28 protein-coding genes and 1 other RNA gene are annotated in these 25,626 nt (G+C 33.0%); 27 read left to right on the top strand and 2 right to left on the bottom strand.

The genetic code is table 11. From position 1 onward, the window contains the following. Positions 1 to 6: 6 nt before the first annotated feature. Positions 7 to 403, top strand: a transfer-messenger RNA (tmRNA) gene (gene ssrA / locus BXU11_RS08155). Between the two features lie 190 nt (positions 404 to 593). Here ssrA and BXU11_RS17845 read toward each other — a convergent pair. Beyond that, positions 594 to 764 carry a hypothetical protein gene (locus tag BXU11_RS17845; RefSeq protein WP_155959416.1) on the bottom strand — a complete coding sequence of 57 codons (171 nt, stop codon included), beginning with the start codon at positions 762 to 764 and terminating at the stop codon, positions 594 to 596. 379 nt (positions 765 to 1,143) lie between these two features. On the opposite strand from BXU11_RS17845, the gene BXU11_RS08145 reads away from it, so the two are divergent. The 3 genes from BXU11_RS08145 to BXU11_RS08135 all read left to right on the top strand — a co-directional run bounded on the left by BXU11_RS08145 (position 1,144) and on the right by BXU11_RS08135 (position 5,930). Continuing rightward, a complete protein-coding gene (locus BXU11_RS08145; protein WP_024981656.1) occupies positions 1,144 to 1,929 on the top strand; it encodes a type IV toxin-antitoxin system AbiEi family antitoxin in 786 nt (261 codons plus the stop codon). Next, positions 1,920 to 2,858 carry a nucleotidyl transferase AbiEii/AbiGii toxin family protein gene (locus BXU11_RS08140; RefSeq protein ID WP_078211914.1) on the top strand — a complete coding sequence of 313 codons (939 nt, stop codon included), beginning with the start codon at positions 1,920 to 1,922 and terminating at the stop codon, positions 2,856 to 2,858. The genes BXU11_RS08145 and BXU11_RS08140 overlap by 10 nt, the downstream gene beginning before the upstream one ends. 69 nt (positions 2,859 to 2,927) lie before the next feature. Next, complete coding sequence (locus BXU11_RS08135) at positions 2,928 to 5,930, top strand: DEAD/DEAH box helicase (protein ID WP_223253697.1); 3,003 nt, start codon at positions 2,928 to 2,930, stop codon at positions 5,928 to 5,930. 599 nt (positions 5,931 to 6,529) lie between these two features. On the opposite strand, the gene BXU11_RS08130 is transcribed toward BXU11_RS08135, so the two are convergent. Beyond that, complete coding sequence (locus BXU11_RS08130; protein ID WP_078211912.1) at positions 6,530 to 7,390, bottom strand: hypothetical protein; 861 nt, start codon at positions 7,388 to 7,390, stop codon at positions 6,530 to 6,532. A 347-nt stretch (positions 7,391 to 7,737) separates the two neighbouring features. Here BXU11_RS08130 and BXU11_RS17840 point away from each other — a divergent pair, with 347 nt between their 5' ends. From BXU11_RS17840 to BXU11_RS08020, 23 genes are all read left to right on the top strand, one after another. Next, positions 7,738 to 7,911: a hypothetical protein gene (locus BXU11_RS17840; protein WP_189318515.1), complete on the top strand. Its 174-nt coding sequence runs from the start codon at positions 7,738 to 7,740 to the stop codon at positions 7,909 to 7,911. A gap of 45 nt (positions 7,912 to 7,956) precedes the next feature. After that, positions 7,957 to 9,678, top strand: a complete 1,722-nt coding sequence (locus BXU11_RS08125; RefSeq protein WP_078211910.1) for a tetratricopeptide repeat protein — start codon at positions 7,957 to 7,959, stop codon at positions 9,676 to 9,678. 7 nt (positions 9,679 to 9,685) lie between these two features. After that, the gene (locus BXU11_RS08120; RefSeq protein WP_078211908.1) at positions 9,686 to 10,354 is read left to right on the top strand and encodes a response regulator transcription factor; all 669 of its coding nucleotides are present in this window, start codon (positions 9,686 to 9,688) and stop codon (positions 10,352 to 10,354) included. 132 nt (positions 10,355 to 10,486) lie between these two features. Next, positions 10,487 to 10,756 (top strand): hypothetical protein, encoded by a 270-nt coding sequence (locus tag BXU11_RS08115; protein WP_078211906.1) that lies wholly within the window; start codon positions 10,487 to 10,489, stop codon positions 10,754 to 10,756. A 92-nt stretch (positions 10,757 to 10,848) separates the two neighbouring features. Next, positions 10,849 to 11,907: a type I restriction endonuclease gene (locus BXU11_RS08110; RefSeq protein WP_078211904.1), complete on the top strand. Its 1,059-nt coding sequence runs from the start codon at positions 10,849 to 10,851 to the stop codon at positions 11,905 to 11,907. Continuing rightward, positions 11,888 to 12,175, top strand: a complete 288-nt coding sequence (locus BXU11_RS08105; RefSeq protein WP_078211902.1) for a hypothetical protein — start codon at positions 11,888 to 11,890, stop codon at positions 12,173 to 12,175. Before BXU11_RS08110 ends, BXU11_RS08105 begins: the two co-directional genes overlap by 20 nt. Before the next feature lie 261 nt (positions 12,176 to 12,436). Next, complete coding sequence (locus BXU11_RS08100; RefSeq protein WP_078211900.1) at positions 12,437 to 13,012, top strand: TerD family protein; 576 nt, start codon at positions 12,437 to 12,439, stop codon at positions 13,010 to 13,012. Between the two features lie 65 nt (positions 13,013 to 13,077). Beyond that, positions 13,078 to 13,743 carry an HAD family hydrolase gene (locus BXU11_RS08095; RefSeq protein WP_078211898.1) on the top strand — a complete coding sequence of 222 codons (666 nt, stop codon included), beginning with the start codon at positions 13,078 to 13,080 and terminating at the stop codon, positions 13,741 to 13,743. Positions 13,744 to 13,745: 2 nt separating this feature from the next. Beyond that, positions 13,746 to 14,552 (top strand): phosphoribosyltransferase family protein, encoded by an 807-nt coding sequence (locus BXU11_RS08090; RefSeq protein WP_078211896.1) that lies wholly within the window; start codon positions 13,746 to 13,748, stop codon positions 14,550 to 14,552. Positions 14,553 to 14,556: 4 nt separating this feature from the next. Then, a complete protein-coding gene (locus BXU11_RS08085) occupies positions 14,557 to 15,111 on the top strand; it encodes a TerD family protein (protein ID WP_078211894.1) in 555 nt (184 codons plus the stop codon). A gap of 4 nt (positions 15,112 to 15,115) precedes the next feature. Continuing rightward, on the top strand, positions 15,116 to 15,724 hold the full coding sequence (locus tag BXU11_RS08080; protein WP_078211892.1) for a TerD family protein: 609 nt from the start codon (positions 15,116 to 15,118) through the stop codon (positions 15,722 to 15,724). Positions 15,725 to 15,727: 3 nt separating this feature from the next. Beyond that, a complete protein-coding gene (locus tag BXU11_RS08075) occupies positions 15,728 to 16,816 on the top strand; it encodes a toxic anion resistance protein (protein ID WP_078211890.1) in 1,089 nt (362 codons plus the stop codon). A 34-nt stretch (positions 16,817 to 16,850) separates the two neighbouring features. Further along, positions 16,851 to 17,819 (top strand): hypothetical protein, encoded by a 969-nt coding sequence (locus BXU11_RS08070; RefSeq protein ID WP_078211888.1) that lies wholly within the window; start codon positions 16,851 to 16,853, stop codon positions 17,817 to 17,819. A 9-nt stretch (positions 17,820 to 17,828) separates the two neighbouring features. Next, entirely contained in the window at positions 17,829 to 18,380 is a 552-nt protein-coding gene (locus tag BXU11_RS08065; RefSeq protein ID WP_078211886.1) for a TerD family protein, read from the top strand. Between the two features lie 20 nt (positions 18,381 to 18,400). Then, positions 18,401 to 19,060: a TerD family protein gene (locus BXU11_RS08060; protein ID WP_078211884.1), complete on the top strand. Its 660-nt coding sequence runs from the start codon at positions 18,401 to 18,403 to the stop codon at positions 19,058 to 19,060. Further along, positions 19,060 to 19,473, top strand: a complete 414-nt coding sequence (locus BXU11_RS08055; protein ID WP_078211882.1) for a hypothetical protein — start codon at positions 19,060 to 19,062, stop codon at positions 19,471 to 19,473. The genes BXU11_RS08060 and BXU11_RS08055 overlap by 1 nt, the downstream gene beginning before the upstream one ends. Before the next feature lie 11 nt (positions 19,474 to 19,484). After that, a complete protein-coding gene (locus BXU11_RS08050; protein WP_078211880.1) occupies positions 19,485 to 20,123 on the top strand; it encodes a VWA domain-containing protein in 639 nt (212 codons plus the stop codon). Between the two features lie 159 nt (positions 20,124 to 20,282). Continuing rightward, positions 20,283 to 20,918 (top strand): VWA domain-containing protein, encoded by a 636-nt coding sequence (locus BXU11_RS08045; protein ID WP_078211878.1) that lies wholly within the window; start codon positions 20,283 to 20,285, stop codon positions 20,916 to 20,918. A gap of 17 nt (positions 20,919 to 20,935) precedes the next feature. Continuing rightward, entirely contained in the window at positions 20,936 to 21,385 is a 450-nt protein-coding gene (locus BXU11_RS08040) for a hypothetical protein (RefSeq protein ID WP_078211876.1), read from the top strand. After that, entirely contained in the window at positions 21,385 to 21,636 is a 252-nt protein-coding gene (locus BXU11_RS08035) for a hypothetical protein (RefSeq protein ID WP_078211874.1), read from the top strand. The genes BXU11_RS08040 and BXU11_RS08035 overlap by 1 nt, the downstream gene beginning before the upstream one ends. A 1-nt stretch (position 21,637) precedes the next feature. Continuing rightward, a complete protein-coding gene (locus BXU11_RS08030) occupies positions 21,638 to 22,690 on the top strand; it encodes a TerY-C metal binding domain-containing protein (protein ID WP_078211872.1) in 1,053 nt (350 codons plus the stop codon). A 3-nt stretch (positions 22,691 to 22,693) separates the two neighbouring features. Continuing rightward, entirely contained in the window at positions 22,694 to 24,103 is a 1,410-nt protein-coding gene (locus BXU11_RS08025) for a PP2C family serine/threonine-protein phosphatase (RefSeq protein WP_078211870.1), read from the top strand. Between the two features lie 2 nt (positions 24,104 to 24,105). Further along, positions 24,106 to 25,617: a helix-hairpin-helix domain-containing protein gene (locus BXU11_RS08020; protein ID WP_078211868.1), complete on the top strand. Its 1,512-nt coding sequence runs from the start codon at positions 24,106 to 24,108 to the stop codon at positions 25,615 to 25,617. Positions 25,618 to 25,626: the final 9 nt, after the last annotated feature.

The raw sequence follows: 25,626 nt of genomic DNA, 5'->3' as shown, positions 1-25,626 counted from the left end.
AATATTGGGGTCGACTGGTTTTGACAGCAAGTCGAATTGAAAAGTAAGCACGTCGAGCATTGAGACCTTGCTCGTAAATATAAGATCTCACACTTTTACACGGCGAAAATAACTACGCTTTAGCTGCATAATCCGAATTATAGTACGATTGCGCCACGTTCCTACAAGGTAGGAAAGCTGGATTCTCCTTGAAAGCCTTGGTTTGTGGCGGTCAGTACAGGGGAACCGTAAAAATAAACCTAGATTACCATGAGCTTCGAGTGGTAATCGAAACTAAGAAGATAAGTGTTGAGTGGTTGTTTCTGACCTAGCTCAACATCGAAAACCCAATCAGGAAATAAGCGTGTAGAAAGCCTTTTAGTTGCTTGTTTGGACCCGAGTTCGATTCTCGGCGACTCCACAAAAGGGAAGGTATCGAACACCTTCCCCTTTTTTTTTATCAAAACATTGCAAATCAATCAGTTATAAGTTTAAAAAATAAGTATTCGACACAGTTTATTGCTAAAAAAACACCAAAATTGTTTAAAAAAACTAGAGAGTCAACGATAATCGAACGCCTTAACAATCTGAAAAACAAACAATTAACACTACATTCATTTCTGATTTTTATCTTTTTCAATTTTTTGATTTTCTTCATATATCTCTTTTAGAGTTGCTTCAACAATCATTCGAATAATTAACTCAACCAGAGCTTCTTCCTTTTCAGCCTCTGTTTTGAGCTTCTTTTTATTTTTTCTTGTAAGATTAGGACCTTTTGATTTCATGCTAATATTATTTAATCCTACTGAAGATATATTTACACAAATATTAAAATCAAATTTAAATTGGAAGTTAAAGTGGGGTAATCTTAAAATTAATTTTATAAATATCATTTATATTCACTTAAGCTACGCATTTAATCAAATCCAGAATCACTTTTACAATTGACTTAGGAATATACCTAAATTAATCGAAAAAAAGTTATCAATATAAACCCTGAAAGTCATGGTTTTTATAATTTATATAAACTTTTTTAAAGCAAAGTTTATATAAATTAATTTTAACGGCGATTATCGCCGTTAAAATTAATATCTGTAAATCAACCAATTTACATTACCTTTGCATAACGGCGATTAACACCGCAATAAGCTAAACTTTTAAATTATGGCTGTAAATGTAATACGAAGAAAAGAGTTATACGAAATAATGCCCGAGGGTTTAGTAACTACTCATAAGTGGCTTATGGAAAATAATTTAACCCGTCACGCAATAGACAATTTGGTAAAAAGTAACCAACTGGATTCCATAAGTAAAGGGGTTTATGTTAGAAATGCTAGTAAAATATCTTGGCAGTCAGTAGTTTTCTCCTTGCAGTCAATATTGAAAACAGATTTTGTTGTAGGTGGTTTAACAGCACTTGAAATGCAGGGATTATCTCATTACTTATCATTATCCGAAAATAAAATAGTGCATTTGTTTGGAAATGATGTACTGCCTGAATGGGTTACAAATTTAGATTTGAATGTAAAATTTGTTAGACATACTACCAATAGTTTATTTGCTAAAAATTCAGAAGAAAACAAACAATTACAATCTTTTACAGTAGAGAGAGAGTGGGATAATGATAATAGAAAACTAATCCTATCTTCGCCAGAAAGAGCGTATCTCGAAGTATTGTTAGACGTACCACAAAAAACAACTTTTGAACACGCTGATCAATTAATGCAAGGGCTAACAACATTGTCGCCTAGAAATCTTCAAAAAACGCTGGAATGCTGTCAAAATGTGAAAGTAAAACGGCTTTTCTTTTGGTTTGCAGACCGTCAAAATTATGTTTGGTTGGGTAAAATAAATCGAGAAAACATAACATTCGGTTCTGGAAACAGAATGATAATAAAAGGCGGAAAATTAGATAATAAATATAAAATAACAGTTCCAAAATGGATATAGACGCAAACAATATATACCGCAGACAAGTACAACTTTTAGTTCGTGTTTTACCGTTAGTGGATACCGAAAAATGTTTTGCACTAAAAGGAGGAACTGCAATCAATTTATTTTACAGAACACTTCCTCGACTTTCGGTTGATATCGATTTACTATACATACCAATGGATGATCGAGAAACAGCATTGATAAATATTAAAGCAGCTTTATCAAGAATAAGCAAACTGATACGGCAAAAAATACCGGGAAGTAAAGTACAAGATGCACACGACCAAAGCGATGCACTACGCTTAATTGTAAGTCAAGGAGAAGTACGTATTAAAGTAGAATTATCTCCAGTAATTAGAGGGACTGTTTTTCCAGAAGTAAGAATGGAGGTTGTTGAAGAAGTCGAAAGAGAGTTTGGATATGTAGAAATGCAAATAGCATCACTTCCAGATTTATATGCTGGTAAATTATGTGCTGCTTTAGACAGACAACATCCAAGAGATTTATTTGATGTAAAATTTCTTCTCGAAAATGAAGGGCTAACGGATAATTTACGAAAAACATTCTTAATATTTCTAATAAGTCATCAAAGACCAATGTCAGAACTATTAGCGCCAAATCGAAAAGATATTAGTGAAATTTACGAAACAGAGTTTAAACAAATGGCTGAAATAGATGTTCCATTAGAACAATTAGAAGAAGCTAGAGAAAATCTAATTCATCAAATCAATTCTCAGATGACAGATAATGAAAAGAAATTTCTTTTGTCATTCAAAAACAAAACTCCTGATTGGAATTTACTGGAAATGGAAAATGTTACCGTAATTACTAACCTTCCTTCAGTACTTTGGAAAATGATAAATCTTGAAAAAATGCCTACTCAAAAACACAAAGTAGCATTTGATAAATTGCAAAACATACTATATCCAACACATATAAAATAGTCTTTAAATCTAGCATTCTAATTCACTTGCAATTTCTTTAAAGAATAGACCATTTGAACAATTAAAATTATGTCAACATCAGCCGAGATGAATAAAGTCCAACTATTCAAATCTGTTTTTACAGCTAGAGAAGATGTATTTGCAGTTCGTTGGGAAAAAGGGAGTAAAAGTGGCTATATGCCAGCCTATTTTTATGACCCATATCGGTATCGAGTTCATAAAATGAATGGTGGAAATTTTCAAAATTATGTAGATAAAGAATATTTGCCTTTTACAGAAAAGGAAATTGAAAAACACCTTAACGGCGAACAACATATTGGCGTTTATCCTTTACTCAAAGACAATACTTCGTGGTTTATTGTTGCCGATTTTGACAAAGTTGATTGGGTTGGTGATTGCAAAAAGTTTATAAATGCTTGTAATGAAAAAGAAATCCCTGCCTATTTGGAACGCTCTCGTTCGGGTAAAGGCGGGCACGTTTGGATATTTTTTGAACAACCTTATCCAGCGATAAAAAGCAGACGGCTATTTATATCAATTTTGGAGCAAACTGGAGTTTTTTCTTTATTTGACAAGAGTTCCAGTTTTGATAGAATGTTTCCCAATCAAGATTTTCTTTCTGGAAAAGGATTTGGAAATTTGATAGCACTTCCGTTGTATAAGAAAACTTATGAACATGGAAACAGTTGTTTTATTGATATGGAAAGCCTAGAACCTATTCCAAATCAATGGAATTTTATAAAGAATATTCAAAAAATTTCGACAATAAAATTGGATGAATTATACCAAATTCATAATACACTACAAAATATTCCTGCTTCGATTATACCAAAATTATACAATGAAAAATTAACGATAAGATTAGAAAATGTTGTAAAAATCAATCGCTCTGCCATTTCAACCCCACTAATAAATTTTCTAAAAGAAGAATTGAATTTTCTGAACACCGAAATTTTAATAAAAAAGAAAATGGGGAAAAATACTTTTGGAACAGAACGATATTTTAAACTGATTGAAGAAAAGGAAAACGAAGTAATTATTCCACGAGGTTTTATTGGTAAAGTAATTCGATTTTGTAGAGAAAGTAAAATTGAATATGATTTCAAGGATGAAAGGAAAAAATTAAAAGAGATTTCTTTTTTATTCAACACACAACTCCTAGAACATCAGCAAATAGTGATTGATGCGATTGGAAAGAAAGATTTAGGAATTGTTGTGGCACCGCCGGGTTCAGGAAAAACTATAGTCGGGCTAAAAATTATTGCGGAGAAAAAACAACCTGCATTAATCATCACTCATCGCAAACAAATTGCCGACCAATGGATTGAAAGAATTGAAACTTTTCTTGGAATTCCAAAAAAAGAAATTGGAAAAATAGGTCAAGGCAAAACCAAAATCGGTAAGCAAATAACGGTTGCTATGATTCAGAGTTTATCAAAAGAGTTGGAGAAACCTGATAACGAAAAAATTTTGAATGCCTTTGGGACTATCATTGTAGATGAGTGCCACCATATTCCTGCAGAAACATTCAGAAATGCAATTTCAAAATTACAAACCTTTTATTTGTATGGATTAACTGCAACCCCATTTCGAAAATACAATGACAGTAAACTTATTTTTATTCATTTAGGTGAAGTAATTGCTGAAATAAAATCAAATGAAATAAGCACATCTAAAAGGCCAAAAATTATCATTCGAAACACTGAACTTGATGTGCCATTCAACTCAAAAACAGACAAATTTGAAACTTTATCAAAAATTCTAGTTCACGATTCTACTCGAAACAAATCAATTCTTGAAGATGTGATTAATGAATTGAAATCTGACAAAAAAGTCGTTATTATTACAGAACGTAAAGAACATATTGACTCGCTAAATCAATATTTAAAACAATCTTATGAAGTAATCACTTTAAGTGGAGAAGATTCTGAAAGTGCCAAAAACTCAAAATGGAAATTACTAAAAGAAGGGAATTATCAAGTACTAATCACCACTGGACAATTCTTTGGTGAAGGAACTGATCTGCAAAACACCAATTGTCTGTTTCTTGTTTACCCATTTTCTTTTGAAGGCAAATTGATTCAATACATCGGTAGAGTCCAACGATCGGAAATCGCTCCAACTATTTATGATTATCGGGACATCAAGATTGATTACTTAAACAAAATGTTTCTGAAGAGAAATACCTATTATAGAAAAATAGATAAACTAGCCACCTTGTTTGATGAACCCGAAGAGGAAATTGCTGTTTCAAAAAACACTTTTATCATTAATCAGAAAATAAAGATTGCATTTGAGAAACTTGAATTTCGCTACGGAAGCATTGCTTTTAAATACAATGTGCCTGAAATGAAAACAGAACTTGAATTTGATATTGAAAATCTCGAAATCAGACCAGAGTTTGAAGTTTTGAAACCCTATTTTTCAAAGACACTCAAAATTAAAAATATCGTTGTTTCTATTTATGCTGAATTTGATAACAGCAAACTAATTTCTCAATTGGCACTATCCAACGATCTAAAAAAGATCAGTAGAGAATTGATTGAAGGAGTCAAGTTTAAATTTATAACGAAGACTTTCTTAGGCAAAGCAAATGCAGTTAGTCAAGAAAATTTGCTTGATATTAATCAATTACAAAATGAAACTAATTGCAAACTATATGATTCTGGGGATGAATTATTAAATGATTTTTTACAGAATAAAAACTACAAACACCAAAAGCACTTACAATATTTAGCCGACCGTCACGAAAGGACTATTCTTAAAATTCGATTTGTCCTTAATCCTTTTTCGTTTGTTTTTCTTTTAGCCGGAAAAGAAGGGTTTCACATTATTTTAGAAACGCTGAACACCGAAGAAGCCACATATATTTGGCATTTCGACAATAACAAACGGGCACTTCCTGACAAATTAAAACAAGTTGACAATTACCTTAACATCATTAGAAACAATGGGAGACAAGTATTTATTGTAAATCCACACGAGAATTTCAGCCGCATACTTCACGATTATTCAGAAGAAAGAAAAGGATTTATAATTTGGAAAGATTTGATTGAAGAAAGACTTACTTGAAAACTGGCACAAAAGTGGAATCGCAAGTACCAACATTTACTTTTGTAAATGCCATACCTCCCAATGAAAACTGAACACTTTCTTCTTGTATCCACAAAAGCAAAAAAAGCCAGAAAGAGTATAAATTTTAATGGTCAAATACGGTTTTAAATCGGTACAATAAAATACATACACTTGATTATGCCAACGTCAAAGCTTCCAAAAATTCAAGTGATAAAAAATAAAGCAATTAACTCATAATTTTAAGCTCTCAAAAAATGTCAATATCGGTATTAAGTGTTCGATTGTAGTCCCACCCAGTCCACTTTTACAATTTCAAATCAGAGCAAAAGCTTGTAAATCGTTGGATTTACAGGCTTTTTTGTTTTGGATTACAACTCAAATTATATAGTAAATCGCAAAATTTTGGTAGTACAATCGGATACCTGAAATTTCTCAAATTCAGGGTCACCTAAATTCTTCTAAGCTCAATGATAACAAGAGAGAAAGAAAGTGAACATCTTGCTAAAAAAGACGATTTATGATAAATTAAGTAATTATGAATCACAAAATTCCAGAATAAATATTCAACTTACACAGTTAGTGAGACACTACAATTTTCAATCCCTTAGATATTTATTAATAATGTATTGCGTTATCGGTTTTAAGGTTTTTCCTGTAGTGGGATGCAAACCTGGCTGATTAAAAAGTTCAATCTTCCCTTCAATTTTAGCATACCAAACGCTTGGTTGACCATTTTTAAAATAAGTTTTTATCGTCTTTGGTTCAAGTTTTTTCAAACCTAGTCTTTCATTATTTATTGGAATACGGGAATCCATAAAACCGCTACTTTTACTAGTGCAGTCTACAACTTCATAATGATTGGTATTCCATTGCATGCATTCTTTTTTAGGCAGCAAACTAACCAAACCAATTCCCATACTGCACAACACGGCGCCTGTTGCCAATTGCTTTTTATAACGCTCTAGTATTGATTTATTTTGCTCGCTTTTTATCTCTTTCTCACTTACTGCAACAAAAGCAATACGCTCTTCATTAGACGTTTCTTTTATTTCTTGTAAAGACTCCTCACCTATTTTTAACTCCTTTCCTTCATTTGAAAAGTAACTATGAAAAGGTCTTGGATTAAAATCCACCAAAATGGCGGCCAATTCTATTCTGTTTCTATTTTCTGAATTCTTCTCTCCTTTTAAAAAGGAAATTACCGATTTTAATTTTCCTATACCATAATTCTCTATGGCTCTACTCAATTTCTCCCCCTCTTTTGCATTAAAAAAATACCTAAAAACCATTTCGTCTTTTGGATTCAACTGATTTTCTGCCTTCCTCAAACACAAATCTCTCAGTTGTGCAGGTGTTACATTGGACAAGTCACCGCTACCATAAATTCCCACTCTTTTTATCGCTTGAAATTGCGCTTTTATCCCCTCTTTATATTCTTCAAAAGTAATTGTACTCATAAACACCAACGGATTGTATTAGAATTAGTAGACCTCAACGGAATTACTGGAATTATCGGAATCGCCTTAGTATTAGCACCTAGAAACACCATTCCTTTGCTACAGAATTAGTTCTTGTTCTATTTCGCGATACGAACAAATGTACAAAACTAGTTCATAAAAAAGTGTGACTAAACAGTGGGTTCGATTTATCCGGGAAGTATAAATTCTTGATCAACTGTTTTAGCACACTTCACTTCCAAAAAAAGTATAATTCATAGGGCTTTTAAGGATACACACCTTAACCACAAACCTTCGATTTCATAATCGAACCGCCCTTCTTATGTCTAATTTTTAAATCAAATCTAATGAAAAGAATAGTTATCCTTTCGTGTTTTTTATTGGCTGTTATGGCCTTTGTTTCTTGTACCAATGATGAAATAGAACCCAGTAAGCCCTCTGCAACCACTTCAATCCTTGCCGATGATGGTCTAGGCGGCAATTCAAGTGGACAAACTCCAACCACTCCTCCAAAAAAATAAAAGATGCTACTCCATTAATTGGAATTAATTTGATATTTTCGGGAAATGATTTTTCAAAAAATACATTTCCCGTTTTTTATTTCTATAACCTTTTTGGGTTGTTTTTTCTTTTCTTGTACTCGCAAAACTCCTGCTATAAACGAGGCAACTAGAGTTAGCGCTTATCATCAATACATTACCCAAGCAGAAGATTTTTATGCCAAGGGCGTTTACGACAGTGCTTACTATTACTACAATCAAATTCGAAGTCAAAGTAGTACCAAAACTGAGGGGGATAAAATTGTTTATGTTTTGCTCAAAATGGCAGCGATACAGCAAACCCAAGGCGATTTTATTGGTAGCGAAGCCACTGCTACTGAAGCAATTTCATATTTCAAACCAAACACCGAAGCCCAATACAAAGTGGCGATTTACAACACTTTGGGTATTAATTACAAAAACTTATTTGATTACACCAATGCCATTCGGTATTATCAAAAAGCAAGGGCTTTAGCTGATACACCGCTACAAAAAGCAGTCATTCAGAACAACATCGCTGTGGTGTATATGGAACAACACCGCTATAAGCAAGCCACTCCGTTATTAACTGCTCTTTACGAATCTCCAATCGGTTCAAACAATCTGGAGCATCAAGCCAGAGTTTTGGACAATTTGGGCTTTTGTTATTTTAAAATCCAAGACTCCAGAAGTAGTGCTTATTTAAAGAAAGCGCTAGCCATTCATCAACAACTGCAATTTGATTATGGCTTGATTAGCAGTTATAGTAATTTGGCAAAATACTATCAAAAGGCTAATCCCCAACTGGCCTTTACCTATGCCCAACAATCGTATGCTAAAGCTACTGCCATCCAAAGTACTGAAGATCGTTTGTCCGCCTTGGCACTCTTGATGGAAGTTAGTAGTCCTTCACAACTTCGCCAATACACTAAACGCTACCTGCAACTCAATGACAGTATTAGCAAAGTCAAGCAAATCGCTAAAAATCAGTTTGCCAAAATCAAATACGATGCGACCCAAGAGCGCAATGAGAATTTACAATTAAAAGCGGAAAAAGCAGAAAATGCCTTGGCCCTAGCCCAACAACGATTCAACAATTATTTACTGTTTTTTACACTGTTGTTAGTACTAATCGCTGTGGTGCTCTTGTATTTCTATCAGAAAAATAAAAGCAAGAAAGAAAAACAAGCCGCTATTTATGAGAGCGAAACTCGCATTGCCAAAAAACTGCACGACGAGTTGGCCAATGATGTCTATCAAACCATTGCCTTTGCCGAGACTCAAGACTTGCACAACCCTATTCAAAAAGAAACGCTATTGGATAATTTGGATAAAATTTACACTCGAACACGCAATATCTCCAGAGAGAATAGTGCCATCGGTACTGGTGCTTCCTACGAAATGGCACTAAAAGAAATGCTTTCGGGCTTTTCGTCTTCTCAAATACAAGTCATCGTAAAAGATATTAGTACTATTCCTTGGGACAAAATAGCAGAAGAGCAAAAAATTGCGCTGTATCGGGTATTGCAAGAACTCTTGGTCAACATGAAAAAGCACAGTCAAGGTTCCTTTGTGGTTTTGCGATTTGAAATGAATGCCAAAGCCTTACTCGTTCATTATTCGGACAATGGTATCGGTATGTCCCATCCTATTCCTTCAAAAAATGGCCTTCAGAATGTGGAAAACCGTATTCACGCTATTGGCGGAAGTATTATTTTTGACACATCAAGTTCAAAAGGGCTTAAAATCAAACTAACGTTTCCTAAATAAACCAAGTATGTTTCAAAAAGTGTTGATCGTAGATGATATTGATTTCAATGATGTAGCAGCAGTGAGTGTGCTAGAAGCTTTGGCTGTTCCTCAAATAGACTCTGCCAAATACTGCGATGATGCCTTGCTTAAACTCAAAAAAGCCTATTTAGATCATGCGCCTTATGATTTATTGATTACCGATTTGTCTTTCAAAGCCGACCATCGTGCGAACCAACTCACCTCGGGTGAAGCCTTAATCGAAGCCGTAAAGGGATTGTTCCCCGAAATCAAAATCATTGCTTTTTCTATAGAAGACAAATCCTATCGCATCAAATCCTTGTTTGACCATTTGGGCATTAATGGTTTTGTGATGAAAGGACGCAACACCATGATTGAGTTACGCAAAGCCGTAGAAGCAGTGGCTAGTCATGACGCTCCCTATTTACCTGCAGATTTGCAGTATATTTTTCAGGATAAATTGGTCAATGAAATTGATGATTATGATATCCAATTGCTGGAGTATCTCTCACAAGGTGTCTCTCAAGAGGCGATGGAATCCGTTTTGAAACAAGCGGGTATTACGCCAAATAGCAAAAGTACCATCGAAAAACGCATCAGCAAACTCAAAATCTACTTCAAAGCGCTCAATACAACTCACTTGGTATCGATTACCAAAGATTTAGGCTTGATTTAAAAAGAGAGAGCCTCTTTGCCATTCCACTACAGTGCTAAAAAAATCAACTCCTTTACGGTTTCCCGTAAGGAAGTCGTTGCATAGCCCCTTACTTTTGATTCTGTTCAAAAATAATGCTAAGCCAGAACCGCTATGACACCTTCTTATTCTACCAAAACGTTAGTTTGTTTCTTGTTGTTTTATTTTGCTATGGTCTGTGCCAAAGGAAAAATTACACAAGCTTTCTTCACTCCAATGGATGCAGATAGTTTATCCACTCCTCTACCAAAAACACCATATGGTTTTCGCTACTATACCCAATTGCCCGTAACTAAAGCGTTCCAAACTCACAACTCAACATCCCTTAAAAGCAATAGTTCTCACAGAAGAGGAAAAGGCAAAGCAGCCTTAACAGCACTCTAAATCACTTTTTTTTTGCATAATGAGGGAAACCGTAAGGAATTGATTTTGGATAGCGGTAGGTTTGGATGATATTAACCTGATACAAAACAACTATGGAATTACAAGTGGCACTAAAATCATTAGCTGACAAAATTAATTTACTAAAAGATAAGATTGAAACTGAAGAATCGACCAAGCATGCTTTTGTACTCCCTTTTATTACGCTTTTGGGATATGACACCTTTAATCCAACCGAAGTTGTTCCTGAATTCACCGCTGATTTAGGGCTTAAAAAAGGCGAAAAAGTAGATTATGCCATTATTCAGAACGACGAACCAATATTGATTATTGAATGCAAGAATTGGAAAGAAAACCTAAGTGTTCATAACTCCCAACTGTTTCGATATTTCCATGTCTCGAAAACACGTTTTGCTTTGCTCACCAATGGCATACACTATCAATTTTTTACCGATTTGGATGAAAAAAACAAAATGGACCAAAAACCCTTTTTTGAATTTGACATTTGCTCGTTGAAAGATAGTGCCATCAATGAAATTGCCAAATTCCACAAATCCAGTTTTGATGTCAACAAAATTCTAGACAATGCCAGTTCTTTGAAATACATCAAAGAAATCCGAAGACAAATTGATCTAGAGATTCAAAATCCTTCTCCTGAATTTGTACGGTTGTTTGCTTCCAAACTATACAGCGGTCGCTTGACCGAAAAAGTAATGGACGAATTTACAGAACTGGTTCAAAAAGCTTACGGACAATTGATAGGCGAAAAAATCAACGAACGCCTCCATTTTGCCTTGAACAAAGAGGTCATTATTCAAGAAAAAGACCAAATCGAAGAAGTTGAAGAATCCAAAGTAGTCACTAGTGAAGAAGAACTGGAAGGCTACCGCATAGTCGTTGCTATTCTCCGCCGCAAACTCCCCACCCAACGCATCGTATACCGAGACACCCAATCGTATTTTGGCATTCTCCTCGACGACAACAACCGCAAACCCTTATGCCGCTTGCACCTCAACGGTAGCAAAAAATACCTTGGGCTTTTCAATACAGACAAAAGCGAAATCCGCCAATCTATCCAAACTGTCGATGACATCTATTTGTTTGAAAAAGAGTTATTGGAAACGGCGGGGTTGTATGAAGTTGAGAATAACTAAAACACTATTTTACTATGAAAACGAAACAAATCGTACTTCTTGCTTTTATAAAATTTTATTGATTGTAATTTTTACAAAGCATAGTCAAAAAGAAAACAAAGAAAAAGTTAAAGAAACGTATAGGGTTTACTATCAAAAATCTTTAAAAGACAACCAAACAGGTTCTGAAAATGCATTTTCTAAACTAGACACTTTATTAGGAAACTCTATCATAAATACTATAGTTGAAAATGCAACTGTAAGAGACAACTATTTGATTTTTTTATAAAAATTACTTTTGATGACGAAGGAAAATCAATTGATTATAGAGTATTCGGGAATGTTATTTTGTTATACAAAGTTGAAGAAGCTTCTAGTAAAAAATTAAAACAAGTTGTCATTATTTTCTTAAAATAAATAATTCATAAAAAATTAGGCAATAGCAGAAAATGAAACAATATTGTTGAAATAATTTTCAAAACGATTGCTATTTTTGTCCGAAAGTAATTATATTTGACTACTCCATTAAGTAGAATAAAATTTAAAATAAATGGCAATAAATTTACAAAAAGGACAAAAAATCGATATTGGTCTGTCCAGAATTTCTGTAGGATTAGGCTGGGATCCAAATGAAGGAACAGGTCATGAATTTGATTTAGATGCCTCAGCAATTATGATTAACGCTGATCGTAAACTTCTAGATGAGAATTACTTTGTTTTTTACAATAATTTAAATTCTCCTGACGGTGCACTAGAGCATACCGGAGATGACCCAACTGGTGGTAACAGCGACGGGGATGATGACGAGGCAATAAAAGTAGACTTAAGCAAAATTGATTCAAATGTCCAAGAAATTCTTTTTGTAGTTACTATTGAAGATTTTGAGAGAAGAAAACAAAATTTTGGTCAGGTTAGAAATTCGTATATTAGAATTGTAGATGATGCAAATGGGCAAGAAATTGCCAAATATGAATTAGACGAAGACTTTTCGATTGAAACGGGAGTTGAATTCGGAAGGCTTTACAAACGAAATAATCAGTGGAGATTTGAAGCTTCAGGAATTGGATATAAAGCAGATTTAGGATTTTTTCTGGAAAAATATTTTTCTGGAAAAATAATAAAATAATACTTTAAAAAACTAATATTCAGTACCCAAAACTAAAACATCTAGAACCCTTTTAACAATAAATTTTGAAATTAAATTATACAAATTACAACCATTTTTCATTTGATTTATGGCTAACATTAATACGATCTAACCCTGAATTTAAACAAAAAAGAAATCAGTTGTTTAAAGATTTTTTTGAAATTAATGCAACCATCGAAAAAGTATCTGAAACAATCAGACATTATGATGTTCTTTGTAATACTATCAACGAAAAAACAGGATCTAATTTAAGTACTTATGAAATCTATTACTTAATATTGGGCTCTCTCGATGTGAATTTAGAATCAAATAGCTTAGAAAGGTTAGCATTATTTTATGATGAAACAGAAGTTTTATTTTTTAATAATAAACCAGAATTGATTTTTCCAGACATTAAATTTCAATTTGAAAAGATTGTAAAACAAGGAAAATCAATCAACATATTAAGCAATACAGGATTCATAAAAGGGAAAAGTTTAAGGAAACTGATTTCTCATTATGAATTATCAAATTTTATTTCCTTTCAAATTTATTCAGACGAAGTTGGATTTTCAAAACCCAATAAAGAAATTTTTCAATTGGTTTTTGATAAGATAAAAGAATCAAAAAAAATACAAAAAAACGAAGTGTTACACATTGGAGATAATAGCATTGCTGATTATAATGGCGCAATCAATTTTGGATTTGATGCACATCTATTAAAAAATTAAAAGTGAATAAACGTTACAGCCTACATAAAATTATTGACAAAGATAATTGTCCATTTAAAGAAAATGAATACAGCCGATTTAAATTTGGCGATAAATTCTATGCGGAAAAATTTGCCAAAGAACTATTTTCAGGATTTATAGATCATTTTAGAGAATTACTGCTTTCAAAGGAGGAAATTGTCATTTTGCCAAGTCCCTATTTGTCAATACCAACTGCTTCAAACTTTTTATGCTACTACTTTAAAAAAGAATTAAACAGCTTTTTATTTAGGAATGGTAAAAAAGCTAGTATTGAATCAAAAATCTATCGTAATCAAACTTACGTTACCGATTATGGAAATTTAGATTTTAATGAAAGGGTAAATTTAATATCTAATGATACTTATTATATTGATAGAAATTTCATTAATAATAAACTCTGCATTTTTGTAGATGATATTAAAATAACCGGAAGCCATGAGCATACAGTAAATAAGATATTGAATCAATATGATGTAAACGGAGATTTTATTTTTGTTTACTTCGCAGAATTGGTCAATAAAGACATCCATCCTAATATTGAAAATCATTATAACTACTTTGATATTAAAAATGTTGAAGATATCATCTCGATAATAAATAGTGAAAACTTTCAATACAATACCAGAATAGTGAAATTTATTTTGAGTTTAAATGAAGATGAGTTCGATTTTTTAATCAATAGCATTTCTTCCAAAAAAAGTGATGAATTATTTCATTTGGCTATAAGCAATAACTATCACCAGATATTAGAATACAAAACAAATATTAATGTAATAAAAATAGATTAAAATTATGGCTATCAACTTACAAAAAGGGCAACGCGAAAATATAAATGCCCCAAAATTTACAATTGGTTTAGGATGGGATACTAATAATAGTAGTACGGGCTCAAGCTTTGACCTTGATGCTTCTGTTTTTATATTAGGAGATAACAGAAAAATTTTATCTGATTCTCATTTTGTTTTTTATAATAACTTAAAATCTCCAGACGAATCAGTAATTCACACAGGAGATAACTTAACGGGTGATGGAGATGGAGATGATGAACAAGTAAAAATTGATTTAACAAAAATAAACCCAGCAGTAAAAGAAATTTGTATTGTGGTTACTATTCATGATGCAATAAACAGAAAACAAAATTTTGGACAAGTTCGAAATTCATTTATAAGAATTGTTGATGACAGCAACAATACTGAAATGGTGAAATATGAACTTGAAGAAGATTTTTCTATTGAAACCGCTGTAGAATTTGGAAGAATTTACAATAAAGACGGACAATGGAAATTTGAAGCTATTGGAGTTGGAATGAAAGGCGGATTAGAAGATTACTTAAACAAATATAACTAAAAATATGGCAATTAACTTAGAAAAAGGACAGCGCATAAATCTTGAAAAAAGTAATGGAACCAAATTACAAAACATTTGTGTGGGCGTAAATTGGGGAGCAATTGAGAAAAAAGGTTTTTTTGGAACCAAAAAAGAAGCAGTAGATTTAGATGCAAGCTGCGCCGTTTACGACGATAAAAAAAATCATATCGATTCTGTTAACTTCAGAAAATTAATTTCAAATGATCGTGCTATTAAACACAGCGGTGATGATTTAACAGGAGACTTAAATGGAGACGATGGTCTTGACAATGAAGTTATCACTTTAGATTTTTCACAATTAACACCTGCAGCAAGCCATGTCGCTTTTTTTATAAACAGTTTTAGAGGACAGGATTTTAAAGATATTCCGTTTGCTTCTATCCGTATTTACGAAGGAACACCTACTAAAGTTAGCCAAGAATTTGCACGTTTTGATATAGCAAACGATGCTACTTTTGCAGGCAACGTTTCTATGGTTTTAGGAGTGTTTTATAAAAGAAATGACGAATGGAAATTTAGTGCAGTTGGAGTACCAACAAATGACAAAAAATTAGAACAGACTATCGTTACAATTCAACAAAATCATTTATAAAAAATGGAGCAAAATCAATTAGTTACTCAGGAAAATAGCGCTTTGATTGATAAAGATGGAAACGTAAATTTAACTGCTATCACAGAAGCTGATGCAAATAATTACAAATCTATTTCGAATCAGTTAAATGAAAATGATGCCAATTCGATTCTGAATTACGGAGCAGAAATTCAAAATTCAATCGCAAAACAAAGTGATACTTTCTTAACTAATGTTAGAACATATAACTCTGGAGAAGTAGGAACGTTGATTAACGATCTACTAACTGAATTGAATTATGTAGATGTTGATCAGCTGGATCAAGGTCCGTTAAAAAGATTTTTGTCTAAAATCCCATTGCTAAATAAATTGGTTGTTGACGTAAAAAAACTATTTCAGCAATACGATAAGATCACTGTAAATATTGACAAAATCAGTAACAAAGTGAAAGCTGGAATGATCAATTCCGTAAAAGATAACAGTGCACTTCAAACCATGTTTGACGGTAACGTTGGTCTTATTAAAGAAATGGAAAAACACATCATTGCAGGTCAGATTCGCTTTAAGGAATTAAACGAAGAACTTGCTGTAATGGAAGGCAATAGTGCACAGTATCAGGATTATCAAATTTCGGACAAAAGGACGTTCATTAATAGATTAGACAAACGTCTTGCCGATATGAAAATTGTGCGTTTTATCATGCTACAGTCTTTAGCTCAAATTAGAGTTGTGCAAAATAATAATACTTCAATTGCAGAGAAAGCTCAATCTATCCTTACTACAACAATGCCGGTTTGGAAAAACCAATTAACATTGGCAGTGGCACTTCAAAGACAAAAACAAAACATTGAAATTCAAAGAAAAGTATCTGAAACAACCAATACGATTTTGCAAAAGAATGCTGAAATGCTAAAACAAAATAGTATTGAAGTTGCCAGAGAAAACGAAAACACTATTGTTTCTTTGGAAACGCTGAAAATGACAACAAAATCTTTGATCGATACTTTGACAGAAGTAAAACAAATTCACGAGCAAGGAACAGAAACCAGAAGACAGCTTGACGCTGGTTTACAAAGCCTGGAACAAGAATTAAAGAAAGGCGTTGTAAGTTAGAGATTACAAAATTTGAATATTGGAAATTAGATAAATGCGGGAGGAAGAAGAAGAGAGATATCTTCAAATAATAAAAGACAGTAACAGAAAACTTGTGGTTTTAGAATTGTTATCCAATTTCTTTAACCACAAGGATCTTGTCGGGATTTTGGTAAGGACAAAAATCATACATGCCCTTTTTGAAAAAAACAGAATATTAGATAGTAATAAATTAGAACTCTTTCATATTCAATTTACAAGTAGTCTTATTGATTTGTTTCAAAAAATCAAAAAATCAAAAGAACAACAACATGTTTTAATAAGTGATGAAATATATATTAATGAAGATATTTTATCAAAATTGAAACTGGAAATAGTTGATAGCAAATTTGCGAAACAAATGCAACTGCATGCTCAGAATATGTCCAGAAAAATAGAAGAGCTCTATCAGCTATTTGTTTCTGAAAAAGATGTTTTTTTTAATTGGAATGACATAATGACTTTTTCTCAGAGTATTCAGTCCGAATATTATAGGGAAATAACTATTGAACAGTACGAAAGACTTTCGCAACAAAATAAAAGCGTATATGAAAACACATGCGCCAGATTTGAAAAAAAGCTTCTTGGGCGTTTGAATATCCTGAATTTTAAAATTAAGTTTTCATGCGGACTGGTTTGTAATAATGAAATAATTGAAATCTACGAGTTTAGGGATTCTAACGATAAATTTGTTTTTGTAGCCAATGAAAAATCATTTTATTTTTTGAATGAAGAAGACGTAAAAGATATTGATGTTTCAAGAAATGGTTCCGCAAAAGAAGAAATCATAAGAGATTTGAACAATAAAAATGCAGATCTGAAGAGAGAACTTAGTGTCATCAAAACAACTCTGCCTGAAAATGTTTTGGAAGTATTAAAAGAATATCATGAAAAAATTTCATCAGTAGATTTTCTGGAAGAACTTCAAAATATTGATGAACAAACCAATATTTTAAAAACAATGTTGAATATAAATATTAATTAAAGATATAAAATGGCAATTAATTTAGAAAAAGGACAAAGACAAAGTATTGATGCACCAAAATTTACTGTAGGTCTTGGATGGGATAGTAATTCAAGCAACACGGGATCAAGTTTTGATGTGGATGCTTCAGTGTTTTTAGTTGGTGCAAACGGAAAAATTCCCAATGACAACCATTTTGTTTATTATAACAATTTAAAATCACCTGATGGCGCGGTAACGCATACAGGAGATAATTTAACTGGTGATGGTGACGGAGATGATGAAAAAATCCAAATTGATTTATCCATAATCTCTCCAGAGGTACATGAAATTTCTTTTGTAGTAACCATTCATCAGGCAGACACAAAAAGACAAAATTTTGGACAGATCAGAAATTCATTTATCAGAATTCTGGATCAGACAAACACTGAATTGGTAAAATACGAGCTTGACGAAGATTTTTCTATTGAAACCGCAGTAGAATTTGGAAGAATTTATAAAAGAAACAACGAGTGGAAATTTGAAGCAGTTGGAATAGGAATGAAAGGTGGCTTACAAGATTATTTGAATAAATATAATTAATTTAAAACCAATTAAAAAGTATGGCAATTAACTTAACCAAAGGACAAAAAATTGATTTGCGAAAATCAACTGGTGAAACATTAACCAATTTTTGCGTCGGTGTAAACTGGGGTGCAATTGAAACAAAAGGATTTTTTGGATTATCAAAAAACGTAACAGAAGTAGACTTAGATCTTAGTTGCATACTTATTGATGACCAAAATAAACTTTGCGATCATTTGTATTCCCCTCTATACAGAGTAGAAGTATTACAGCAGTTTGGTTTACCAAAAGGCAAATTAGTAAGTGTTGATGGAGCACTAAAACACACCGGTGATGACCTTGCAGGTGATACAGGTGGTGACGACGGTTTAGATAATGAAATTATTACCGTAGACCTTTCAAAAGTTGATGCCAAAGTAAATCAGATATTTTTCTTTTTAAATAATGCAGGAAAAGAAGACTTCTCTCAAATTCCATATGCAAAAATCAGAATGTATGAAGGAACCCCAACAAGAGTAGTTTCAGAATTTGCTTCGTATAATGTTTCTGCAGAAGCACAGTATGTAAACAAACGTTCAATTATCATGGGTAAATTGTACAAGCGTAATGGCGAATGGAAATTCAGTGCAATTGGTGATCCAACAGATGATACATTTTTAGGGCAGACTATTCATAAAATTGTTAAATCTTACCTATAATGGAAATCAAAAACATCGAAGGACTAAGAGTTTCACAAATAAGAGACATGGTTCAACAGGGAGCTAAATTTGTTGTATTTCCATATACCGTATCATTCATATTAATGACTTTAAAAAGAAGTTCAGATATTTATTTCATTAAAGCTGAAGAAAATACATTTAAATATTCATATGGTTACGTTTTTCTGAATTTAATTGTGGGCTGGTGGGGAATCCCATGGGGACCAATTTACACAATAGGCTCTGCTTACCATCATATTGTAGGAGGTAAAGATTTAACTCCGGAGGTTATGAGTCACTTAACTCAGCATGACCCTGAAGCAAACACAAATACATATAATATTAATGGTGTTGAAAGCTCTAATCTGGCAGGCAATACTACTGAAACACCAACTTATAATATTCCTGTATAAAAAACATAACCATGAGAAGACTGCCTGTTTACTTAGTATTAGATACATCTGGTTCAATGACTGGCGAACCTATCGAAGCCGTTAAAAATGGTGTTCAAATGATGATTAGTGCATTGAGACAAAATCCTCAGGCCATAGAAACTGCTTTTTTAAGCGTAATTACCTTCGATACAACAGCGCAGCAAATTATTCCGTTAACCGATTTGGCCTCTTTTCAAATGGTCGACCTTAAAGCAACTGGCGTAACTGCATTGGGAGAAGCATTAAGATTATTGACTCATAAAATAGAAACCGAAGTTGCTAAAACAACTACAGAACAAAAAGGCGACTGGAAACCATTGGTATTTATAATGACTGACGGAATACCAACGGATAATTGGGAAAGTGGTCTAAATGAATTTAAGAAAGCAACAACGGCTTATACAGTTGCGTGCGCAGCAGGAGGTAGTGTTGATACCGCTATTTTGAAACGAATTACGGATAACGTAGTAAGTCTTAACACAGCTGATAGTGCCAGCATAGGAAAGTTTTTTCAATGGGTAACCGCTTCCATTGGTGTAACTTCAACAAAAGTTGAAGATTCAGGAAAAGAATTTACAAATTTAAAAGAATTACCTCCGCCACCATCAGAATTAAACATAGTAGTTTAAGTTTTGAGAAGGCGGAGTTTATATTGCCGTTTAAATTAAATACACTTTTGAGTATTACATCTTTTTAAGGATGTTATGCTAAGACAAGCATGTCTTTCAAATTCTAAAACGCATTTGAAAGTTAAGTAATTTCATTGTTATAACATTTTTAAAAGTAATATGAGAAGACTACCAGTATATTTTTTATTAGATACTTCGGGTTCTATGTATGGTGAACCCATCCAAGCATTGAATAACGCACTAAGCGGTATGATCAACACACTACGTTCAGACGCTCAGGCCTTAGATTCATTATGGATCAGTATCATAACCTATGATCGTGAAGTAAAAGAAATTGTTCCCTTAACCGAACTGGTAAACTTTCAACTGCCTGAAATTACTTGTCCACAAAGTGGTCCTACCAATACTGGAGCAGGGCTTGATTTTGTTATTCAAAAAGTAAATAAAGAGGTTATTAAAGGGTCTGAAACTCAAAAAGGTGATTGGAAACCCTTGCTATTTGTTTTTACAGACGGAAAACCATCAGACATTCAGCTTTACAGACAAAAAACACAGGAAATACGCAATATGAGTTTTGGTGCAGTGGTAGGCTGTGCCGCTGGACATATGGCTAACGATGAAATTTTAAAAGAATTAAGCGATAATGTTGTGCATTTAGCATCTGCTGATAGTTCAACTTTAAAACAATTTTTTAAATGGGTTTCAGAAACGATAGAACAAGGGAATAAGAGTCAGGGAACGGGAGAAAGCGTAACATTACCGCCTCCGCCAAGTGAAATAACGGTAGTGATTTAATCTAAAATAGGATTGATATGATATTTACATTTGCAAAAGTGCTGATTAATGTAGCTACAGCTATTGACGAGGCCTATTACGAAGGAAAAGAAAATGAGGTTGAAAATATGGTTTTAAGTTCTGATCAAAAATTAGAAACCATGGATATCGATAATTTGACGGTATGCAATCAAACTGCTGAGATTAATGATTTTTTGATTAAAGACATAGAGAAAAATCTGAAAAATAATTATCTACAAAACGATTTCGAAATTATAGATGTCATTATACGTAAAAATTGCTCTTACCTAAAAGTGATGCATGATATTCCATTCAAAGGTGGGAATAAATGCTACGGAACTTCTTTCTCTATCAATATCATGGAAGTAAATAATGGTGTTTCAGTTTATGGTCATAAAACTAAAAATACTAATGAGAAACTGGTCTTTAAAGAAATTGCAAACGAATTATTAAAAGCTGTTTCCTAATGCATATTATAAAAATTTTTATTCAGATTTTGATTGTAGGTCTGTTCATGTATTCCACATTATTGCCGTACAAAGACAAATTAAATCCACAATACCGAAGCATTTTTGATTTTTTCAATAGTGTTTTCTCTCCAATATTCAATTCCCTAAAAACAATAATACAACCTTTTCAGGTTGGAGTTGGTTTAGCTGTTGATATGACACAGGTTTTGCTTTTAATTATTTTTTTAATGTTATTAAATTTCCTTTAAAATGAGAAGATTACCCATATATTTTCTGATCGATATTTCGGAGTCAATGGTTGGAGAACCAATTCAGCAGGTTGAAGAAGGATTAGCTACTATCATTCAGGCTTTAAAAACAGATCCTCATGCGCTGGAAACCGTTTTTGTTTCGATTATAGTATTTGCTGGACAACCTAAAACCCTTGTCCCTTTGCAAGAAATCGTGAGCTTTTATCCACCAAAATTCCCAATTGGCAGCGGAACCTCTTTAAGCAAAGGCTTAGGACATTTAATGTATGAATTAAGAACTAATATCGTTAAAACAACGTATGAGGTAAAAGGAGATTGGAAACCTATTGTTTTCTTATTTACAGACGGAGTTCCTACAGATGACAGTCAGGCAGTAATAAACGAATGGAAACGAAACTGGCAAAGAACCGCTAATTTAATTGCAATCTCTTTCGGAAGTGAAACAGATACAAAATTATTAGGCGAGCTTACAGAGAATGTTTTGCATTTTAAAAACACAAATGTTCAATCATACAAAGAGTTTTTTAAATGGGTAACAGATTCCATAAAAACTAGCAGTATTAGCGTCGAAAATAATTCAAGTGGTTTTGAATTAGCAAAATTAGACGGAGAAACCCTTTCGAAAATAGATTTAACCAAAGTTGAACCCAATCGTCAATATGTAGATGACAATTTTGTGGTTTTGAACGGGAAATGTCAAAATACTAAAAGACCCTATTTAATGAAATACCGTAAGACAATTGCAGAGTCTATTTATGCTGGTATTGAATTATCGTCTAAAAATTACAAATTAGTTGGCGCTTATCAGGTTGACAATTCGTATTTTGAATTGGCCGATTCAGGAAATTTCAACAATAAAGTGAACACAGAAGAACTAATTGGCGCCCCCACTTGTCCGTGCTGTGGCAATCAAATTGCTTTTGCGGTTTGCGTCTGTGGTAAAATACATTGCATAGGTGATGAAAATATAAGTACGTGCCCGTGGTGTAATAATCAGGGGAGCTATGGTTATGGTGAAGGTGGATTTGACGTAAACAGAACACAAGGATAATTCATGGAAGAGACTAAGAGATATATTCAGTCTTTTTTATCTCAAAAGAAAATTGACATTCCTTCAGGTAAAACAGCTCTTTTTGATGCATTTATTGCGAATGAAAAGAATATCAATGCAGTACAAATAATTCAGGAAAACCAAAAAATGATCATGCAAAATTGGATATTGAAAAACAGAATTGATGATATTTTGATGCAGACTGTATCGATACCAAATGGTACGGTAAATAAAAAATATCAAGCAAAAATTGATTTCAATACTTTGGGTTGGAATGATTTTATTTTCTTTGAAATGAAAGGCTTAGAAAATACAGGACTTGAGTTTAATGAGACCGATGAATTACTTTTTGGAATTCCTCAAATAAGCGGTGATTTAAAAATAAAGATTTTATTTAGAATCGAAAACGAGGCGGAAGATTCGGTTTTAAATGAAAAAACAATAACACTAATTATAAATCCTGATCCAAAATCGTTGTGGAAAAACCTGGAAAGTGATAAAAATGATCCTTATTGGAAAGCGGATAACGTAGCTGTTACCTCTAATTTTTTAGATAAAAGCATTGTAGTAGCTTCAAAAAGAGGAAGAAGTCATGCTAATGTAGGTTCTTTTCGGGAAGATGATTTTGCGTTTAAAAATCTTGAAGAAATTGGTTGGAGTATTTTGGCCGTCTCCGATGGTGCAGGTTCCGCAAAATTATCAAGAAAAGGGTCAAAAATAGCTTGTGAGTCTGTTATTCATTATTTTGAAGAGAATTTAAACGTAGAAAGCTTAAAAGAATTTGATCAGGTTTTGGTTGAACATCATGCAAAAGCAACTGATGAAACATCAAAAAAAATAAGTCATTTTGTATATCAGAATCTTTCTAAAGCAGCACATTTTGCACATCAGCAAATTGAAGAATTTGCGATAAAAAACGAAACAGAGCTGAAGTATTTTCATGCCACTTTAATTTTTGCTTTGGTCAAAAAGTATGAATTTGGATATGCCATTCTAACGTTTGGAGTTGGTGATTGTCCAATCGGATTGTTAAATAAGAATCTCACAGAAATCAAATTAATGAACTGGCTCGATGTTGGCGATTATGGCGGCGGAACGCGTTTTATTACCATGCCAGAAATTTTTCAGAATGATAAATTTTCTTCCCGATTCGGTTTTAAACTTATTGACGATTTCTCTTATTTAATGCTAATGACAGACGGAATTTACGATCCTAAATTTGTCGTTGAAGCCAATTTAGAAAAAATAGATAAATGGAATGAATTCCTAGAAGATTTAAAAGGAAAAAATGAAGAAGAAATCAAAGTAGATTTTGATAAAAATAATCTCGATGTTAATGAGCAACTTTCGACATGGATGGACTTTTGGAGCCCGGGAAATCATGATGACAGAACCCTTGCTATAATTTATTAAGTATGACTACTATTTCAGTAAAATCAATTAATGACACTTCAAAATCTTATCAATTTGTAGATAATGGTGACCCCATGCGTGGTGGTGTAAAGGATGTTTATTTTAGTCCTGATAAAAAATATGTTGTTGCTATATTTCGGGATAAATTAGATTTTAATCAAAAAGAAAGACTTCAAAGAATTACCAATAAATATTTAACTCAGATTCAAAACGGTGATGCTGGTGATTATTATTTGAATGAGGTGTACAGATGGCCGACAGATGTTATTGAACATCGAGGATTAACGGGAATTATTGTTCCTATCTATGATTCTAAATTTTTCTTTAAAAAAGGATACGAAACCAGTGATTTAATTCAAGGAAAAGAGAAAAACGGAAAATGGTTTGCAGGATCAAAATTTAGGAACCCGCATTTTCCTCTTCGTGTGGCCAAATCAGAGCTAGGTGATTGGCTAAGTTACTTTCAGGTTTGTGTCAATTTGTCTCGTGGTGTAAAAAAAATGCATGCAATGGGATTAGCGCATTCTGATTTATCATACAATAATGTTTTGATTGATCCGATCAATAAATCAGCTTGTATGATTGATTTGGACGGATTAGTCGTACCTGGATTGTTTCCCGCAGAAGTAATAGGAACTGCCGAGTTTATCGCTCCAGAAGTACTTTCGACAAAACATTTAGACAAATCAGACCCAAATAGAAAATTACCAAACCGATTAACCGATTTACATGCGCTGCCGGTTTTAATCTATATGTTTTTATTACATAGACATCCATTAAAAGGAGGTAAAGTACACGATTTAGACACAGAAAAAGACGATTTGCTATCGATGGGAGAAAAGGCAATGTTTATTGAGCATCCAACAGACCCAATGAACCGACCAAAACTTAATCAGGTTTCAAAATGGGATTTGCCTTGGGCAGATATTGATAAATTGCCTTATACAATAACCGGCCCATATTTAAAAACCCTATTTGATAAAGTCTTTATAGATGGATTACACAATCCGATGCAAAGACCAACTGCCGAAGAATGGGAAATTGCTCTACTCAAAACAACCGATTTAATGCAGAAATGCCATAACCTTTCCTGTGAACAAAAATGGTACGTTTTTAACAATACTAATACACCAAAATGTCCCTTTTGTGGTACTGCTCACAAGGGTACACTTCCTGTTTTAGACTTATACTATCAGTTTCAGGAAACCGTTTGGAAACCTGAGAATCATAGGTTGATGGTTTATAACGACCAATACTTATTTCAATGGCATGTTAATCGAAATATTGCCAGAAATGAAAAACTTACATCAGAACAAAAGGTTCCTGTAGGTTATTTTACTTTTCATAATGATAAGTGGGTATTTGTCAATCAAAAACTCTCCTCATTAAAAGATATTACCGAAGATAAAGAAATTCCAATCGGATCAATGTTAGAATTAACGGACGGAAAAAAACTTCTATTATCAAAAGAAGATGGCGGACGAGTAGTAGTTATAACAATGGCAAATAAATAAATAAATAAA

Source organism: Flavobacterium sp. LM5 (assembly GCF_002017945.1).
In the GTDB taxonomy this organism is placed as follows: domain Bacteria; phylum Bacteroidota; class Bacteroidia; order Flavobacteriales; family Flavobacteriaceae; genus Flavobacterium; species Flavobacterium succinicans.
Note: the sequence above shows the minus strand (reverse complement) of the source record. Positions and strands in the feature narration are given on the sequence as shown.